Annotated in this window: 9 protein-coding genes; 8 read left to right on the forward strand and 1 reads right to left on the reverse strand. The window is 43.9% G+C overall.

All coding sequences use genetic code 11. The annotated features are described in order from the left end of the window. On the reverse strand, nt 1-1,141 hold a 1,141-nt coding region (locus AACU98_RS06960), incomplete at its 3' end, for an IS4-like element ISVsa5 family transposase (RefSeq protein ID WP_001443860.1). A 302-nt stretch (nt 1,142-1,443) separates the two neighbouring features. Between AACU98_RS06960 and AACU98_RS06965 the strand changes: the two genes are divergently transcribed. The 8 genes from AACU98_RS06965 (at nt 1,444) to AACU98_RS07000 (ending at nt 18,647) form a co-directional block, all read left to right on the forward strand. Then, nucleotides 1,444-2,370, forward strand: a complete 927-nt coding sequence (locus tag AACU98_RS06965) for a WYL domain-containing protein (protein WP_156868342.1) — start codon at nt 1,444-1,446, stop codon at nt 2,368-2,370. Between the two features lie 9 nt (nt 2,371-2,379). Next, entirely contained in the window at nt 2,380-2,979 is a 600-nt protein-coding gene (locus AACU98_RS06970; RefSeq protein WP_049194747.1) for a DUF1819 family protein, read from the forward strand. Next, nucleotides 2,976-3,560, forward strand: coding sequence for a DUF1788 domain-containing protein (locus AACU98_RS06975; protein ID WP_004249341.1), 585 nt, complete (start codon nt 2,976-2,978; stop codon nt 3,558-3,560). Before AACU98_RS06970 ends, AACU98_RS06975 begins: the two co-directional genes overlap by 4 nt. A gap of 18 nt (nt 3,561-3,578) precedes the next feature. Further along, a complete protein-coding gene (gene brxC, locus AACU98_RS06980; RefSeq protein WP_060554888.1) occupies nt 3,579-7,256 on the forward strand; it encodes a BREX system P-loop protein BrxC in 3,678 nt (1,225 codons plus the stop codon). A 156-nt stretch (nt 7,257-7,412) separates the two neighbouring features. After that, entirely contained in the window at nt 7,413-11,030 is a 3,618-nt protein-coding gene (gene pglX, locus AACU98_RS06985; RefSeq protein WP_060554887.1) for a BREX-1 system adenine-specific DNA-methyltransferase PglX, read from the forward strand. Further along, on the forward strand, nt 11,030-13,699 hold the full coding sequence (gene pglZ / locus AACU98_RS06990; RefSeq protein ID WP_060554886.1) for a BREX-1 system phosphatase PglZ type A: 2,670 nt from the start codon (nt 11,030-11,032) through the stop codon (nt 13,697-13,699). The genes pglX and pglZ overlap by 1 nt, the downstream gene beginning before the upstream one ends. Before the next feature lie 198 nt (nt 13,700-13,897). Continuing rightward, nucleotides 13,898-15,952, forward strand: coding sequence for a protease Lon-related BREX system protein BrxL (gene brxL, locus AACU98_RS06995; protein ID WP_196534595.1), 2,055 nt, complete (start codon nt 13,898-13,900; stop codon nt 15,950-15,952). A 43-nt stretch (nt 15,953-15,995) separates the two neighbouring features. Continuing rightward, nucleotides 15,996-18,647 carry a TrlF family AAA-like ATPase gene (locus AACU98_RS07000; protein ID WP_004249347.1) on the forward strand — a complete coding sequence of 884 codons (2,652 nt, stop codon included), beginning with the start codon at nt 15,996-15,998 and terminating at the stop codon, nt 18,645-18,647. Nucleotides 18,648-18,694 lie beyond the last annotated feature (47 nt).

Genomic DNA, 18,694 nt, shown 5'->3' on the forward strand with positions numbered 1-18,694 from the left:
AGTCTTCCCTTGTTATTGTGTAGCCAGAATGCCGCAAAACTTCCATGCCTAAGCGAACTGTTGAGAGTACGTTTCGATTTCTGACTGTGTTAGCCTGGAAGTGCTTGTCCCAACCTTGTTTCTGAGCATGAACGCCCGCAAGCCAACATGTTAGTTGAAGCATCAGGGCGATTAGCAGCATGATATCAAAACGCTCTGAGCTGCTCGTTCGGCTATGGCGTAGGCCTAGTCCGTAGGCAGGACTTTTCAAGTCTCGGAAGGTTTCTTCAATCTGCATTCGCTTCGAATAGATATTAACAAGTTGTTTGGGTGTTCGAATTTCAACAGGTAAGTTAGTTGCTAGAACCCATGGCTCCTTTGCCGACGCTGAGTAGATTTTAGGTGACGGGTGGTGACAATGAGTCCGTGTCGAGCGCTGATTTTTTCGGCCTTTAGAGCGAGATTTATACAATAGAATTTGGCATGAGATTGGATTGCTTTTAGTCAGCCTCTTATAGCCTAAAGTCTTTGAGTGACTAGATGACATATCATGTAAGTTGCTGATAGGTTTCCAGTTTTCCGCTCCTAGGTCTGCATATTGTACTTTTCCTCTTACTCGACTTAACCAGTACCAACCCAGCTTCTCAACGGATTTATACCATGGCACTTTAAAGCCAGCATCACTGACAATGAGCGGTGTGGTGTTACTCGGTAGAATGCTCGCAAGGTCGGCTAGAAATTGGTCATGAGCTTTCTTTGAACATTGCTCTGAAAGCGGGAACGCTTTCTCATAAAGAGTAACAGAACGACCGTGTAGTGCGACTGAAGCTCGCAATACCATAAGTCGTTTTTGCTCACGAATATCAGACCAGTCAACAAGTACAATGGGCATCGTATTGCCCGAACAGATAAAGCTAGCATGCCAACGGTATACAGCGAGTCGCTCTTTGTGGAGGTGACGATTACCTAACAATCGGTCGATTCGTTTGATGTTATGTTTTGTTCTCGCTTTGGTTGGCAGGTTACGGCCAAGTTCGGTAAGAGTGAGAGTTTTACAGTCAAGTAATGCGTGGCAAGCCAACGTTAAGCTGTTGAGTCGTTTTAAGTGTAATTCGGGGCAGAATTGGTAAAGAGAGTCGTGTAAAATATCGAGTTCGCACATCTTGTTGTCTGATTATTGATTTTTCGCGAAACCATTTGATCATATGACAAGATGTGTATCCACCTTAACTTAATGATTTTTACCAAAATCATTAGGGGATTCATCAGTGCTAGGCGTGTTCGAGAGAATGAATTGCGTCAGTTGGCATTCCAGCGTGAGCTTCTATCAAGGCCAGAAAAGAAACATTCGAACAATATCAAGCCAATTTTTATAGCCAACAAGACGACTTGTTGATACTATGAAACCTAATGAAAAACAGTAGGTTGCTTGATGGCATTCAATCGATGGCTTCCTAGTTTTAGATGATTAGGGCTTGTCCCAAATGGATTGAGAGGTTGACAGTGCAAGACAACACTGGACTTGAAGAGCTTAGCCAAGCACAGAGAGAACGACTCGCTCATATTGATTTCACTTTGTTATTTAAAGGTGAAGCTGGGCGGAGTTATTTAACCGAGCGCTTTAGCGTAGCGCCGTCTGTGGCAACACAAGATTTTGCGCGGTACAAAGCGTTGGCTCCTAACAACGTTATGTATGACGAAAAGCGCAGAGTGCACTTGAAGACGAGCACATTCCAGCCGTTGTTTGATTATGACATTGTTCGAACGCTTGCGACGATAAGCCAAGGGTTCGGTGATGGCTTTCTTGGCAAGGTTAGGCCACCTATGGCTTGTGAAGCACCATTTCATCTCAATAAGCCGAAATTGGAAGTGGTAGCGGCGGTTAGTGAAGCCATACATAAACGCGCGGTGATTAATATTGAGTACACCTCATTGTCGAGTGGTCATGGGAGCAGGCAAATAGTTCCTCATACCTTGATTGACAATGGCTTGAGATGGCATGTCCGAGCATTCGATAGAAAGCATAGAGAATTTAGGGATTTTGTGTTAACCAGAATAAGTGAAGTTGAGTTGTTAGAAGATGAGGTTAACGACGAAGTTGAGACTCTTCAGTGGGATAAGCAATGGAACCGAATCGTTGAACTAGAGCTGATACCTCATCCAAAACTAGCACATCCAGAAGCTGTATTGATAGACTACGCAATGGAAAACAATAGGTTGCGTGTAGAGATAAGAGCTGCGTTCGCTGGATATTTACTGCGTTTATGGAATATCGATTGTTCAAAGAATAGCAAGAGCAATGGGCGAGAGTTCCATTTAGCACTTAAAAATCCAGAAGCACTATACGGCGTTGACAATGCTGCACTCGCTCCTGGATATAGCGAATCGTGAGATGAATTTATGAATATAAAAGAATATTTAGGCGATCTTATCGGAAGCAGTTTATTGATAACTGAATCTAGAATAATCGCAGAATCGCTACTGAAAAAACTTCCAGAAGATGAGTGGAAGTCGCTGATCGTTGAGCAAAATGTTCTTCAGAAAAAATCCGGTCAGACGGCTATTCGTTATGCCAGAACAATCCGTTGGCGTATTGAAGGCCTGGGTGATGAGTTTATGACTGATCTTTTAGCCGCGAGTGAACGTGCCTATGTCCAAATGCTGATGATGTCATTACTCATTCATTCTCCGGTTGTCGCTGATTTTATGCGACATACCTTAGCCGAGGCTCGTCGCACCTATAAACCCGCTTTAACCGCTGATGCATGGTCTGAGTTTTATGACACGAGAGTGCGGGCATATGCCGAACTTGGCGGTTTTTCTGACTCAACTGTCAAAAAAATGGGTAACAACGCAATTAAGGCATTGGTTGATAGTGGCTACCTGAGTGATAGCAGGACAAAGAAAATACAACCTGTTTACCTAATGCCAGAAGTTAAAGACTGGTTAGTTCGTCTGGGCCGGGAAGATTTGATTGAGGTCATGGAGTGCACAATATGAAGGCTCTCCAGACCAGGCTTGATCTTATACAGGAACGAATTGAAAGCCCTAAGTTTTTGAAAAACGATGGCTTGGGCAATGAAATTGGATTTTGGGTATTTGACTATCCAGCCAAGTATGAACTGCTTGTACGAGAGCACCTTAAGCACGTTGACGAAAAACTCAACAAGCGTGGTTACCGTTTTGTCCATCTCAATATTTTTGAAGTCTTGATAGATATGCTTGAGGAGCGAGGCCTTTTCGACCGAGCTTGCCAGCGTGAATTGCAAGTCGGTGTTGATGGTCTTCGAAAAACACTAGCCGGGCCTCTGAGCCAAGAGAAAGTGGCAAGGTATATCGCGGACAAATATAAGCCATCAGAACTTGAGTTTGTGTTGCTGTCAGGCTTAGGCAGTGCGTGGCCTCTTGTCCGAGGACATGAGTTACTTAGTGCTCTGCAAGACGTGATGGGGAGCACGCCATTAGTGCTTTTCTATCCGGGTGAATATAGCGGAAGGGATTTGCATCCTTTTGGCATGATCGAATCTAAAAACTACTATCGCGCCTTCAAACTTGTGCCTGAAGACGGTAAAAAAATTTAAGAGCAGGGAGCCTCCCGAATGAAAATTGAACAGATTTTTTCCAAGAAGTTGACGCGTGACATTAATGGCGTTGTTAAAGCGGAACAAAAAGACAATGACAGTGTGTATGTCGAGCTTGATGAGTATGTTGTTACCCGAGAGTTAGATAGACACTTTCGTGCATTTTTTGAGGCTTACGTCCCATCTGTGACGCAAAGCCACGGTGATATGTCAGGTAAAATTGGTGTGTGGATTTCTGGCTTCTTTGGCTCGGGTAAATCGCACTTCCTGAAAATTTTATCTTATTTGCTTGAGAATAAATCTGTTGAAAAAGATGGCCAAGGCCGACAAGCGTTTGAGTTTTTCAAAGACAAAATCAACGACGCCATGCTGTTGGCGGACATCCAAAAAGCGGTTACCAAAGACACTGATGTTATTCTTTTTAACATCGATTCGCGAGCCAATACGGACGACCGAGAAAATGCCATTCTTAAGGTTTTCCTCAAAGTCTTTAATGAGCGTGTAGGATACTGCGCTGACTTTCCTCATATTGCGCACTTAGAACGCGAGCTTGATAAACGTAATCAATACGCATCTTTCAAGGACAAATTTGCTGAGTTGACTCAATCAACTTGGGAAAAGGAGCGTGACGCCTATGACTTCTATCGAGACGAACTTTCAGAAGCACTCGCTCATGCCAGTGAGCAATCATTAGAGTCTGCCAAAGCGTGGGTTGAGCAGGTTGAAAACAATTTCCCGCTAGATATCCGAAACTTCTGTAAGTGGGTTAATGAATACTTAGATCGCACTGGGGATCGTAACCTTCTTTTCTTAGTCGATGAAGTCGGTCAGTTTATCGGTAAGAACACACAAATGATGTTGAAGCTTCAGACCATTACTGAAGATCTTGGCACATATTGTGGTGGCAGAGCTTGGATCGTTGTTACCTCTCAGGCAGACATTGATGCTGCCATTGGTGGTATGGATAAGCGCGATGGCGAGGACTTCTCTAAAATTCAAGGGCGTTTTAGTACCCGCTTACAGCTGTCGAGCTCGAATACCTCGGAAGTTATTCAAAAGCGATTGTTGTCCAAAACGGAAGAAGCTCGTACATACCTCATCGATGTCTTTGCTGAAAAGGGCGACATTCTTCGTAACCAGCTGACATTTGATAAAACGACAACCGCGTCTCTAAAGGGCTACACCGACGCTCCGTCTTTCGTGGACAACTATCCGTTTGTGCCTTACCACTACACGCTGGTTCAAAAAGTGTTTGAGTCAATTCGAACAAAAGGCGCGACGGGTAAGCACTTAGCCATGGGTGAGCGTTCATTACTTGATGCTTTCCAATCAGCTGCAAAACAAATGAAGGACTCTGGCCTTGATGTGTTAATCCCGTTTTACAGTTTCTACGCACCGATTGAAAGCTTTTTGGAGCCAGCGGTTAAGCGAACGATTGACCAAGCCTGTGAGTTGGATTCCTTAACGGATTTTGATGGCAAGATCCTAAAAACGCTTTTCTTGATCCGTTATGTGGACGTTGTCAAAAGCACACTAGACAACCTTGTGACGCTGTCAATTGATCGAATCGATGCCGATAAAATTGCGCTGCGTAAACAAATTGAAGAGAGCTTGAATCGTCTTGAACGCCAATTGCTGATTGCGCGTAATGGTGATGAGTTTATCTTCCTGACCAACGAAGAAAAAGAGATCGAAAACGAGATCCGTCACACTGACGTTGAAATGTCAGAGGTCTCGAACAAGCTTTCAGCCATCGTATTTGACGGTATTTTGAAAGGTAATCGTGCCTATCGTTACCCGATTAATAAGCAAGACTTTGCGGTGAGCCGTTTTTGCAATGGTCATCCAAAAGATGGCACCACACTGGAAGACCTAGTCATTAAAGTCATTTCACCTTTGGATTCGCACTTTGAAAATTACGCCCACGATCAAGCGTGCCTCAATCATACGCTTGAGGCTGATGGGTGCGTGCTCGTCAAGCTGGGCGAACATAAGCGTCTTTGGGATGAGCTGACAACCTTTATAAAAACTGACCGATTCTTAAAACAAAATTCAGGACAGCGACCAGAGCAAGAACACCTTCTCCGCGAAAAGCAGATGGAAAATATGGAGCGTGAAAAACGCTTAAGAACGGATTTTGAAGCTTTGTTTGCCGAGGCTGACGTTTACGCGATCGGCACAAAACTGCCGAAGAAATCAGCAACGCCAAGTGCCATCGTCGAAGAAGCATACAAATACGTTATCGAAAATACCTTCGCTAAATTGAACATGCTCAAGGCAACGCCTGGTGAAGTTTTGCGTGAGCTACAGGCCGTTCTTGTTGCTGATGATATTGCTCAGATTGGACTGGATCTTCAAGCGGATGAATGTAACCCAGAAGCTACGCGTGAGGTTGAGCAGTACGTAACGCTAAAAGTCGAGCGTAATGAGCCTGTTTACTTACGTGACATCGTTGCCCACTTCGGCAAGCGCCCGTATGGCTGGCCAGACAATGAAATCTTATTGCTCACCGCAAGGCTGGGCTTGGCTGGAAAGTTATCTTTTAGTACCCAAGGCACAGATCTGGCGTTGAAAAAAGCTTACGAGCCGTTTACCAGCGTGCGTAAACGCGGCGAGATCCGTGTACATAAAATCAGGCAACATGACGAGCGCCAAATTAAAAAGGCTGCTGGTCTTGTTAAAGAGATCTTTTCTAAAACTTTTACCGGATCTGGTGAGAAGGAGCTCTACGAATTAGTGCGCGATGAATTACTGGCTTGGAATGAAAAGCTTAAATCATTCAGAACCAAGTCACAGACAGGCCATTTCCCAGGTAAATCTCAAATTGACGAGGGTCTTGCATTGGTCGCGGGTATTCTTGAGCAAACTTCAAGCTTCGCTCTTATCACCCGATTCTTAGAAGACGCTGATGCCCTTGAAGAGTTTGCTGAGGATTTTGAGGATCTTGATGACTTCTACAATAGCCAATTTCAAACGTGGCAAGCCCTTGCTGGCGCATTGAACGAGAAGTTTAAGGCCAATAGACCTGCGTTAGAAAAAGACAGTGAAGCATTAAAAGCGCTCACTGAATTAGAACGCATTTACAATATGCCCTCGCCGTATGAGCAGCTGCGCCACATTAATCCGCTTATCGAGCAGGTGGCAAAAATTAACTCAACATTGGTTGAAGAAAAACGCACTCATGCCTTAGAGCGTGTTGATCTGCGCATCGGACGTGTAAAAGAAGCGCTAGCTGAAGCTCATGCACCGTCTGAATTACAGAACCAAGCACTGCGCCCGTTACAAATGTGCAGACAGCGCATTGAAGCAACCTCTTCAATACCACAAATTATCAGTGAGCAAACTGAAGCGGAAGGTTACGAGGACGAAGCTTATGAGTTGCTGAATGGCTTTATCGAAGATCAACGCAAAAAAGCTGAAGCTGAGCAAAGACGTCGTGAACTCGAACAGCAGACACGCGAAGAGGAAGCAGCGAAAGCCGGTAAAGCAGCTCCAGCACCTGAGCCAGTCTCTGAACCAGTGCAGCCACAGCCGGTTGCAAAACGTACCGTAACGATTAACTCAACCGATGCCATGGCTAAGTCAGTAACAACCGGATTCATTGAAAGTGAAGCCGAAGTTGATGCCTATCTTGCCGCTTTAAGAGAGCAGCTGATTGCTGCGGTCAAAGCTGGCGACCGAGTAAGAATTAAGTAAGAGGCAACGGATAGCTATGTATCAAGCGGGTGGAACAATAAGATCATTACTCGACAAGGTTGCTGAGCAGGAATACCTGTTACCGGCCATCCAGCGAGAAGAACCGCATTACAACCCGCAAGCAGCGTAGAGACAGAATAAGAGGCGCAAGATCATATGAATACGAACAACATTAAAAAATACGCACCAAAAGCGCGCCGCGAATTTATGGATGCGGTAGCTAAACGATTAAATACCTTTGGTATCACCGCGAATAAAAAGGGCGAGCTACAAATTGCAGAAGCGAATCTACAAGGTTCTGTGCTTCAAATCGCCGGTAACAGTTTTGACGGTAAACTGGCGGAGCCCAGAAAACGCATAGTGGCCAGAAGCCAGAAGCTGGGGTATGCACAACTTATTGAACAAGTAGCTTATACCTGGTTCAACCGTCTGTGTGCTATTCGCTATATGGAAATCCATGACTATCTAGGCCACGGTTTCCGTGTTTTGTCGCACCCAGACAACCCTAAAGGCTTTGAAATTATCGACCATGCGCAAGATGCTGCGGATGAACTCGGGTTAGATAGAGCTCGCATTATCGAACTCAAGCTTGCGGGCAACAAAGACGAAGAGCTGTATCGTGAACTGCTGTTGGGCCAGTGCCATAAGCTTCATGAAGCGATGCCTTTCTTATTTGACGCATTGGACGATGAAACAGAACTTCTGCTACCAGACAACCTAATGCGTACCGACTCAATTCTGCGTGGGTTGGTAGACGGCATTCCTGAAGAAGACTGGCAACAAGTCGAAGTGATTGGCTGGCTTTACCAATTCTACATTTCTGAAAAGAAAGATCAGGTCATCGGAAAAGTAGTCAAAAGTGAAGACATTCCTGCCGCTACTCAGCTATTTACACCTAACTGGATTGTAAAGTACCTGGTACAAAACTCAGTCGGTCGTCAATGGCTGCAAACCTACCCAGACTCTGCCATTAAAAGCCAGATGGAATACTACATTGAGCCTGCTGAACAATCTGACGAAGTTAACCAACAGCTAAAGGCTATTACGCCAGAATCGATTGAGCCTGAAACCATCAAAGTACTCGATCCCGCTTGTGGCTCGGGCCACATACTGATTGAAGCTTACAACGTACTAAAAGCCATCTACGAAGAACGAGGTTTCCGCTCTCGTGATATTCCAAAGATGATTTTGGAGAATAACCTCTACGGCCTAGACATAGATGATCGTGCAGCACAGTTATCTGGCTTTGCGTTGATGATGATGGCGAGAGATGACGATAAGCGTATTTTTACCCGTAATGTGCGACTCAATGTACTGTCATTGCAGGAAAGTAACCATATTGACCTGCCGACCTTATGGAAAGCACTCAATCTATCGGGAAGTTGGCAAAGCGGCACATCACAAGGCTTGTTCTCAGATGATGAGCAAGATTTAAGCTCGTTCAATGCAGACAACCGCTACCAACTGCTGACGCGAACATTGGCAAGATTTTCTCAAGCTAAGACCTTTGGTTCTTTGATTGATGTTCCAAGCGATGAGCATGACCAGCTAAAAGAGTTGATGAACACGCTTGTCGAGCTTCAAGAGTCAGGCGACTCAATGCAAAAGCCAGCAGCAAAGCAATTGATTGAAATTGTGCATCAGGCTTTGGTTTTATCTATTCGTTACGATGCTGTGATTGCTAATCCTCCCTATATGGGAGCAAAAGGAATGAATGCAGATTTGAAAGAGTTTGCTAAGAAACAATACCCAAATAGTAAATCAGACTTGTTTGCCATTTTTATCGAACGAGGATTTGGCTGGCTGAAAAAAGCAGGTCTTAATTCAATGGTAACAATGCAAAGCTGGATGTTCTTATCTAGTTATGAACAAATGAGGGACTTTATATTAAGACATAAAACTATTGAAAACATGGTGCATATGGGGAATGGAGTTATGAAAATTGCATTTGGTACGAATGCGACCATTTTCCGGAATATTCAATTGAGCGGTTATAAAGGATTTTTCTCATATGCTGATAATGAAGATATAAATGAATATGGTGTGCCCTATGAGTTTCCTGTGAAGAATGAACGATTGTCGGTAGCTGCATCAGATGATTTCAAAAAGATTCCTGGGAGTCCTTTAGCATATTGGGTAAGCCAAACAGTTAGAGATTCCTTTTGTGGGACATTAATTGGCGACGTGTCTGAGTCCTCAAATGGAATTCAGACTGGTGATAATGATTTATTTGTCAGGAACTGGCATGAAATTGATTTTAGCAAGTTTTTTTATAAATGGTTTCCATATAATAAAGGCGGTGAATACCGAAAATGGTATGGGAATAATTATTATGTTGTGAATTGGGAAAGTGATGGCTTAGACATAAAGTCTCGTGAAAACAGCTGTATTCGTGGTGAGCATAATTATTTTAGGCCAGGCTTAACTTGGTCGGATATAACTTCAGCCTATTCTTCATTTAGATTTTTCCCGTCTAATTTTTTATTTGACGCTAAAGGCCCTTCTGCATTTTTTGACAATGAGTCTGTTGATATAGCTTTGGGGTTTCTTAACTCTAAAGCTGTAGAGGTGTTCACTAAGCTTTTAAATCCAACATTAAGTTTTCAAATTGGAGATTTTAAAAAGCTCCCATTTTTACATGATAGTATAAAGAGATATAGCGACTTTATTCCTGCGGTAAGATGTCTCATAGAAATTTCTAAAAACGATTGGGACTCATCTGAAGTTTCTTGGGATTTCAAAAGGGACTCCTTGATTACAGCGTGCCAACGATATTCATTATATAGAATATCTGATTCAGTGATGCAGGTTGAAAAATTTGAGAGCAATCAAATTTCTGATGCTATGTCATTAGAAATGAAAATTAATGAAGTAATAATTGATGTGTATAATTTAAGATCAATTTTAGATTCTTCAATAAATGCAGAGCAAATTACATTAAATAGCAATCCTTTATACAGGTTTGGTACTACTGATAACTCAAAGATGAAGAGTGAACGGATTGTTCAATTTATTAGCTACTCAATTGGCTGCATGTTAGGACGTTACTCTCTCGATCGTGAAGGCTTAGTTTATGCCCACTCAGGCAACGAAGGCTTTGATAAACTCGTTGCCGAAGGTGTTTACCAATCTTTCGCTGCCGACGAAGACGGCATTATTCCACTAACTGACCAAGAATGGTTCAAAGATGATGCCACCAACCGTTTTCGTGAGTTTGTTCAAGTCGTATGGGGTGAAGAACATCTGCAAGAAAACTTGGATTTCGTTGCCGAAACACTATGCCTAAACGCCATTAAACCGAAAAAATCTGAATCAGCGTTGGAGACGATTCGCCGTTATTTATCGACTCAGTTCTATAAAGACCACCTGAAGACTTACAAAAAACGCCCTATTTATTGGCTGTTTAGCTCAGGTAAACAGAAGGCTTTTGAGTGCCTGGTTTACCTGCACCGTTACAACGAGGGTACGCTTTCTCGTATGCGTACCGAGTATGTCACCCCGTTACTCGGCAAATACGATGCTTATGCAGAGCAGCTTGAGAAGCAGATTGAAACGGCAGACTCGACCAGTGAAGCGAACCGCTTCAAGAAAGAGTTGGATGCCTTAATCAAGAAACAGGTTGAACTACGCGAGTTTGATGACAAGCTAAAACACTACGCTGATATGCGTATTTCACTGGATTTGGATGATGGCGTGAAAGTGAATTACGGCAAGTTTGGTGATCTGTTGGCTGATGTTAAGGCCATTACCGGTTCGGCCCCGGAGGTTAACTAATGCAGATTAGTGAACTGGCACAAGGCGTTGCTGCCAAATTTGAACAAAGCCGCATTGTGTTTTGGTACGACCCAGAGCAAAGCTTTACTGAAGAGCTTGAGCATTTAGCTAATTCTTTATCGCTTGCAAAAGAATCAGGTGATAAAGCGGCAGATATAACTGCCAGAGTTCTGCCAAATGATTTGACTATCCTCAATATGGGCAATGAGTCCGTATTGGCAGTGAAAAAACGTATTGAAGTGGATGAGCGTGAAGCTAAATTCCTTATCTATTTTCCAAGCGCTGAGCCAGAGCCTGACCGCGATTGGTTGCTGGACGTGCGTTTGTATAGCGAGCAGTTTTTTGCTGATCACAGCTCAATGTTGCTTAATGAGCTGGGTATTCCGAAAATGGCGCTTCGCACGTACATTCGTAAGCGCCAGAGTTTTTTTGCCAATAAACAGCGCATAGCCGGTTTAAAAAAGTGGGTGACTGAGAACGAAGACGAACTGTCGTTAGACAGGAAGATGATGGCAGTGGTTGTAAAAGCTGATTCTGCGTCTTTGTCGGACATTCTGCTTGGGTTACTACGCGAGTATGCGGCTTATATCGAAGATGAAAGCCTTGGCCAACCTTTATGGAGCCAGCTAAGTAAGTTTGATCTTGAGACCTCACTCTGGGCCTATCTGAGTGAGGGTTTTGGTTATACAGTCGAAGAGCCAACCTTCTCAGACTTCGTGTTGAAATTATTCTGTACTGAATTCTGGAGCCAAATTGAAGGTGTTGAACGCGATTGGTTGCTTAACAATGTTCTAAAAAGCGCATCAGGCCGGGCGACAGCCTTGGCGTTTATGGTGAGCTGGCGCGACAGCCGGTCTTTCGCCGTTTACTACGAAAGCATCTCTAAGGTGCTTAGCCAACAGTTGGAAATTTCGACTCGTGCTGGCCAGTACCATCCGGTTGAGCTTATCGAATGCGAAACGTTCGAAGCTGTGGAGCAGGCCATAATCCGTGGTTTAGTTCGTGATTTGCTCGATAGCAGTAAAGCGCTAGACCGAGTTCAGTTTGATACGGTCTTATCAAGACGTCTTGCTAGCCATTGGACATTATCACGCAAAGAATATTTCGCAATTTATGAAGCTATCCGCAACGCTGAAGAGTTAATGCACTTGCGAAATCGCTATGTGGATGGGTTCCACTTTGATAACGCGAAAGCAATGTACGACGCCTATACCACAGACATTTATCGCTTTGACCAGGCTTACCGTTTGTTCAATGAACATGTGCACTCTGTATTGAGTAAAGGTGCGGACATACTGCGTCAGCTCGACGACGAAGTCGAAAGCATTTATACCAACTGGTACTTATATGAGCTTGGCCTTGCCTGGGATCGTCACTTGGCCAATGAGAAATTACTTGAAAAGTGGCAGATTTCTGGCGTACCGCACCAGTATAACTTCTATGAAAAAGAAGTTCGCACACGACTGAGTCTGAAACAGACAAAACGCGTGTTTGTGATCATCTCTGATGCCCTGCGTTTTGAAATTGCGAATGAGCTTGGCGCTATCATTAACAACGAGAAGCGATTTAAGGCTGAGGTGTCTACGCAGTTGGGCGTTTTGCCGAGTTATACCCAACTTGGGATGGCGGCATTATTGCCTCATAAGGCGCTCAGTTACCAGCCAGAGCAAGGCACGGCTGTTTATGTGGATGGTATTTCTTCACAGGGTTTAGACAACCGCAACGCCATCCTACAGAAGGTAGGTGGTATGGCAGTGAGTTCTAAGGAACTGATGAGCTGGAGTAACCAGGAGGGGCGTGACAAGGTTCGAGACGTAGAAGTCGTTTATATCTATCACGATACCATTGATGCGATTGGTGATAAGGCTGCAACTGAAGAAAAAACGTTTGAAGCCTGTCGTAGTGCCATTGAAGAGCTAAAAGACCTCGTTGGGCGGGTCATCAACCGTCTAAACGGCAGCCGAGTTGTGATCACCGCTGACCATGGCTTCCTCTTCCAACAAAAAGCACTTGCAGCGGCTGACAAAACCTCGTTGAAAACCAAACCTGCTGGCGCGATAGAAGCCAAGAAACGTTATATCGTTGGTAATAACTTGCCTTCAGATGAAGCCTGTTGGAAAGGCTCAATAAACGATACGGCTCATGGCTCTAGTGGCTCTTCATATCAGGCAGAGTTCCTACTTCCAAAAGCGGCTCAACGCTTCCACTTCGTTGGTGGTGCCAAGTTTGTGCACGGCGGAGCGATGCTACAGGAAGTCTGTGTACCGGTACTGCATGTGCGCGAGCTACAAAAAGAACAAGCAGCAAAACATGAGAAACAACCGGTAGGTGTTGTAGCAGCCACTCAGCCCATTAAATTAGTAAACAATATCGACAAGGTCAGATTTATTCAGACAGACCCTGTAGGCGAGCGTTTTGTCGCACGGTTGTTGGATGTCTATATCGTCGATGCACAAGGTAATGAAGTCTCCAGTCGTGAAACGATTAACTTTGATAGCGTGAGTAAAGTGATGGATGAGCGTACTCGCGAAGCTAGGTTAAAGCTTATTGGCTCTCAGTTCGACAGGAACGCTCAATACACGTTAGTTCTTGAGAATGCGGAAATGAGAACGCGTTATAGCCAATACGCGGTAACCATTGATTTGGCATTCCAAGATGATTTTTTCTAAGGGTAAATATATATGAACGGTAACAACGACAAAGATTTGATTGACCATCAAGGCCAATCCGGAGAGTGGATTGGTGCAGAGCATGAAACTCCCGCAAATGTTACGCAGAACATATATGTTGCCAATATGCAAGTGAACGTAGATGAGGCTGGTGTCGAACCAGAAGCGCCTAGTGAGGTTATTCCCTCAGATATTTCCATGTCTGAAAGGGAGATTCGTGACATGAAAAATTCAGATCTCGATGGGTTGCTAAATCTGCACTTTAAAGGCCGTGTCGTTCGAAAAGATCTGACAAAGCAATTGAAAGAAGGCGCTAACGTCCCTGTTTACGTGCTGGAGTATTTACTAGGGATGTATTGTGCGTCCGATGACGACGAAGTTGTAATGCAAGGCCTTGAGAATGTGAAAAAAATCTTGGCTGAGAACTATGTCCGACCTGATGAAGCGGAGAAAGTGAAGTCACTTATCCGTGAACGCGGCACGTTTAAAATCATCGACAAAGTAAGCGTTAAGCTTAATCAGAAAAAAGACGTCTATGAAGCTGCGTTGTCTAACCTGGGGATCAAGGATGCCCTTGTACCGACCAAAATTGTACAAGACAACGAAAAATTATTAACTGGCGGTATCTGGTGCATTATTACCGTGCAGTATTTCTTTGAGGAAGGTCAGAAGACATCACCTTTCTCCATTATGAGTTTAAAACCGATACAAATGCCGTCCATGAACATGGATGAGGTGTTTTCAACCAGAAGACATTTTAGTACCGATCAGTGGATGGATGTGTTGCTTCGTTCCGTGGGTATGGAGCCAACCAACTTAGAGCATCGGGTGAAGTGGCATCTTATTACTCGCATGATCCCATTCGTTGAAAACAACTACAACGTTTGTGAGCTCGGACCAAGAGGGACAGGTAAAAGCCATGTCTACAAAGAGTGCTCGCCAAACTCATTGCTTATCTCGGGTGGACAAACAACGGTGGCGAACTTGTTCTATAACATGAGCTCGCGCCAAGTTGGGTTGGTCGGAATGTGGGATGTTGTCGCCTTTGATGAAGTAGCGGGTATTCACTTTAAAGACAAAGACGGCGTCCAAATAATGAAAGATTATATGGCGTCAGGGTCTTTTGCCCGTGGCCGTGATTCAATCGAAGCGAAGGCTTCCATGGTATTCGTCGGTAACATCAATCAAAGCGTTGAGACACTGGTGAAGACCAGTCATCTGTTGGCACCTTTTCCTGATGCCATGATTGACACTGCTTTTTTTGACCGTTTCCATTCCTATATTCCTGGATGGGAAATACCGAAGATGCGTCCTGAGTTTTTCACCAATAGTTACGGATTAATCACAGACTATCTTGCTGAATACATGCGTGAAATGCGCAAAAGAAGTTTTGCGGATGCGATCGATAAGTTCTTCAAACTCGGTAATAACCTTAATCAGCGTGATGTCATTGCTGTACGCAGAACGGTTTCGGGCTTGTTAAAGCTACTACACCCCGACGCACAGTACACAAAAGATGATGTAAGAGCCTGCCTGACCTATGCGCTGGAAACTAGACGTAGAGTCAAAGAGCAATTGAAAAAGCTTGGCGGAATGGAATTTTTTGATGTGCACTTTAGCTACATCGATAATGAGTCATTAGAAGAATTCTTCGTCAATGTACCAGAACAAGGTGGTAGCAAGCTAATTCCTGAAGGCTTACCTCGCGCTGGTGTTGTGCACTTAGTTACTCAGGGAAGCACTGGGCAGCTTGGGTTATATCGCTATGAAACCCAGATGATGGCTGGTTCTGGTAAACACTCAGTGTCTGGCCTTGGTTCGAATACCGCAGCGAAAGAAGCTGTGCGTGTTGGCTTTGATTATTTCAAAGGTAACCTGAATAGAATCAGTGCGTCGGCGAAGTTTTCTGATCATGAGTATCACCTCCATGTTGTTGAGCTCCACAATACGGGGCCAAGTACAAAGTCATCGCTCGCTGCATTAATTGCGTTCTGTTCAATTCTGATGAACCGACCGATTCAAGAGCAGATGGTTGTTTTGGGAGAGATGACTTTAGGTGGTGTCGTCAATCCTGTTCAAGATCTTGCAGGCAGTCTTCAGTTAGCTATGGACAGTGGCGCAAAGCGTATTTTGCTCCCAATGGCCTCAGCCTCAGATATTCCAACGGTTCCTGCTGAGTTGTTCTCAAAATTCCAGATCAGCTTTTATGCAGACCCCGTCGATGCCGTGTTTAAAGCGCTTGGGGTTAATTGATTAGGTGTCGTTTGACGCGCCATTTTGTGGAGTAATTACAGGTATGTTTACCAAAGCTCGTTTCTTTAAATGTGCATTGCAGGTAAATCCGGCAGGATACATAAAATATCGTGGGCAACAGCAGACCATCACGGAAGATGAATATAACCAAAATCTGCTTGCGGCATCACTGGAAGCGGGCATAGAGGTCATTGGATTAGCTGATCATGGTTCAGTAGATGGTGTTGATAAAATCCGCAATCTTTTTGTTGAGAATGGGATTGTTGTTTTCCCCGGCTTTGAGATTGCGTCAAGTGAGAAAATTCACTTTGTTTGTCTGTTTGATGAAAACAAAACTTCGCAAGAACTTGAACGGATTTTGGGGCGTCTAGATTTACTTGATCCAGAGGATGGTATATTGCCGACCAACCTCACAGCAATTCAGCTGATTGATAAAGTGAATGAGATAGGTGGATTTATCTTTGCAGCACACTGCATAAATGATGATGGTGTGCTCAGTCGAAAGATGAACCATGTATGGAAACATGAAGGGTTGATGGCAGCTCAGATACCAGGCGACAAGTCGATTGAAGATCTTAAAGGAATAGAAAATGATTTCTACCGTAAGGTCTTCCTCAACAAAGATCCTAACTATAAGCGCGAGCGCGAAATGGCTGCTATTAACTCCTCAGACGTTGCAAAACCAGAGGATATCAAAGCATCGGGTGCTTCTTGTTTGATTAAAATGACCAACCCTTGCTTTGCTTCCTTTAAGCAAGCCTTTTTAGATGCAGGTTCGAGGGTTCGTTTGAACTCAGATAAGCCAGAAAGCTATGCTTCGGCAATTGAGCGTATTCGATTTGTTGGTGGTTATCTGGATAGCGTCGATATTGAACTATCGGACCATCTCAATGCTGTGATTGGTGGTCGTGGAACTGGTAAGTCAACCTTGTTGGAATGTATTCGCTATGCTTTCGGATTAGAACCTAAAACACCTAACGCAATCAAACAGCACAAAAGTGTCATTGATACTAACCTTGGGAAAGAACGAGGTTTAGTTGAAATTACGTTGCGTTCATCAGTTATGCACGGTCGCAGATTCAAAGTAAGCCGAAAACACGGTAGTGATCCGGTAGTGGTTGACTCCCATGGAAATATATCCCCCTATCTTCCAACGGATATTTTGCCTGGTATAGAGCTTTACGGGCAAAACGAAATCTATGAAATGACACGAGATGAACAAAGTCGTAATCAGCTCATCGAACGTTTTCTTGAGGGCGAACATGAGAAGTTTGATGCAGATATCGCTGACGTTTTAGCAAAGTTAAAAGATAATCGAGAATCCATCAAGCGAGTCCTAGGTCAGAAAGATGACATTGAAGCAGAGATCGAGCGCTTACCTAAGTTATTGGATCAGGCAAAACAGTATCAAGCATTAGGTATTGATGAAAAGCTGGAGCTTATTCCTAAACTTGAAAAAGAAAAACAGTTGAATGATCAGATTGGTGAGGATGTTGCAAGCGTCCAACTGGCTATCGATGCGCTCAAAAACAGTTTGCCAGATACTTTGTATTTAAGTGATACCAATTTGGATGGCTTACCTCATGCTGAGCTCTTGAAGCAGCAGCGTGAAGTTTTGAATGCCCTGAAAACGGGCGTTCAGCAGACATTAATACAGTTAGAACAGCTAACTTTAAATGCAAATCAACAATTGTTACCGGTCAAGCAATCTTTATCAGAAAAGCAGCAACTTGAAGAGCAAAAACTTGAGTTGGCTTTTAAGGATATACCTGCAAGCCAGGGTAAAACTGGCCGACAAATTGGTGCTGAATATCAGACTCTGTTAAAACAAATTGAGCAGATACGCCCTAAACAAACCACCTTGCAAGATCGCCAGACACAAATTGACGAATTGTACAACTCGCGAAAGAAGCTGCTTCTGGAGTTAGAACAACATACAAGTGCGCGTGCGAGTAGTATTACTAAATCTGTTAAAAGGTTAACAAGAAAACTGGAGCAGAAGGTACGGCTCACCCTACAGCCAGAAGGTGGCCGCCAAGAACTTGTGAATTTTCTGACTGGGTGCAATTTAGAGGGGGTTGGGCCTAAACGTCTCGCCTGGGTATTAGAAGGTAACTTCTCTCCAAGCAGTTTAGCCTCGACTATCCGTCAAGGAGAGTCGGAGCTAGGACGAAAGTTTGGCATATCAGGCACTGTTGTTTCAGCTTTAATTCGTCTTTCAGAAGTAAAACTAATGGAACTGGAAGAATTGCAGTTACCGGATACCATGGCGATTGAGTTAAATGTGACTCATGGAGAACGAGAAGCTGTATTTAGGTCAATTGATGAATTATCGACGGGACAGCAGTGCACTGCTGTTTTGCACTTATTGCTGTTAGATAATCAAGACCCATTAATCCTTGATCAACCTGAAGATAATTTGGATAACGCATTTATAGCTGAGAGGATAGTCGCAGAACTACGTAGGGCTAAACTGAGTCGTCAGTTTCTATTTGCAACACATAATGCCAATATTCCGGTTTTCGGTGATGCTGAATGGATTGGCGTTTTGAGCGTAGAAGATAATAAAGGGCTAATTCTTCCAGAACAACAAGGTGCGATCGATGTTCCCAATGTTCAGGCTTTAGCCGCAGATATATTAGAGGGCGGGAAAAGTGCATTCAATCAGCGTCGTGAGAAATATGGATTCGTGTAAAGCACTATTTTGGTATTAATCACTAAGAATCAGGTTCCGCACCTTTT

It is taken from the genome of Proteus sp. G4380 (genome assembly GCF_963885725.1).
Taxonomy (GTDB): Bacteria; Pseudomonadota; Gammaproteobacteria; order Enterobacterales; family Enterobacteriaceae; genus Proteus; species Proteus mirabilis.

What these genes read in the sequence shown, in the direction of transcription:
- pglZ (WP_060554886.1), top strand. Translation starts at nt 11,030, where the DNA reads ATGCAGATTAGTGAACTGGCACAAGGCGTTGCTGCCAAATTTGAACAA.
- AACU98_RS07000 (WP_004249347.1), top strand. Translation starts at nt 15,996, where the DNA reads ATGTTTACCAAAGCTCGTTTCTTTAAATGTGCATTGCAGGTAAATCCG.
- pglX (WP_060554887.1), top strand. Translation starts at nt 7,413, where the DNA reads ATGAATACGAACAACATTAAAAAATACGCACCAAAAGCGCGCCGCGAA.
- AACU98_RS06965 (WP_156868342.1), top strand. Translation starts at nt 1,444, where the DNA reads ATGATTAGGGCTTGTCCCAAATGGATTGAGAGGTTGACAGTGCAAGAC.
- AACU98_RS06975 (WP_004249341.1), top strand. Translation starts at nt 2,976, where the DNA reads ATGAAGGCTCTCCAGACCAGGCTTGATCTTATACAGGAACGAATTGAA.
- brxL (WP_196534595.1), top strand. Translation starts at nt 13,898, where the DNA reads ATGTCTGAAAGGGAGATTCGTGACATGAAAAATTCAGATCTCGATGGG.
- AACU98_RS06970 (WP_049194747.1), top strand. Translation starts at nt 2,380, where the DNA reads ATGAATATAAAAGAATATTTAGGCGATCTTATCGGAAGCAGTTTATTG.
- brxC (WP_060554888.1), top strand. Translation starts at nt 3,579, where the DNA reads ATGAAAATTGAACAGATTTTTTCCAAGAAGTTGACGCGTGACATTAAT.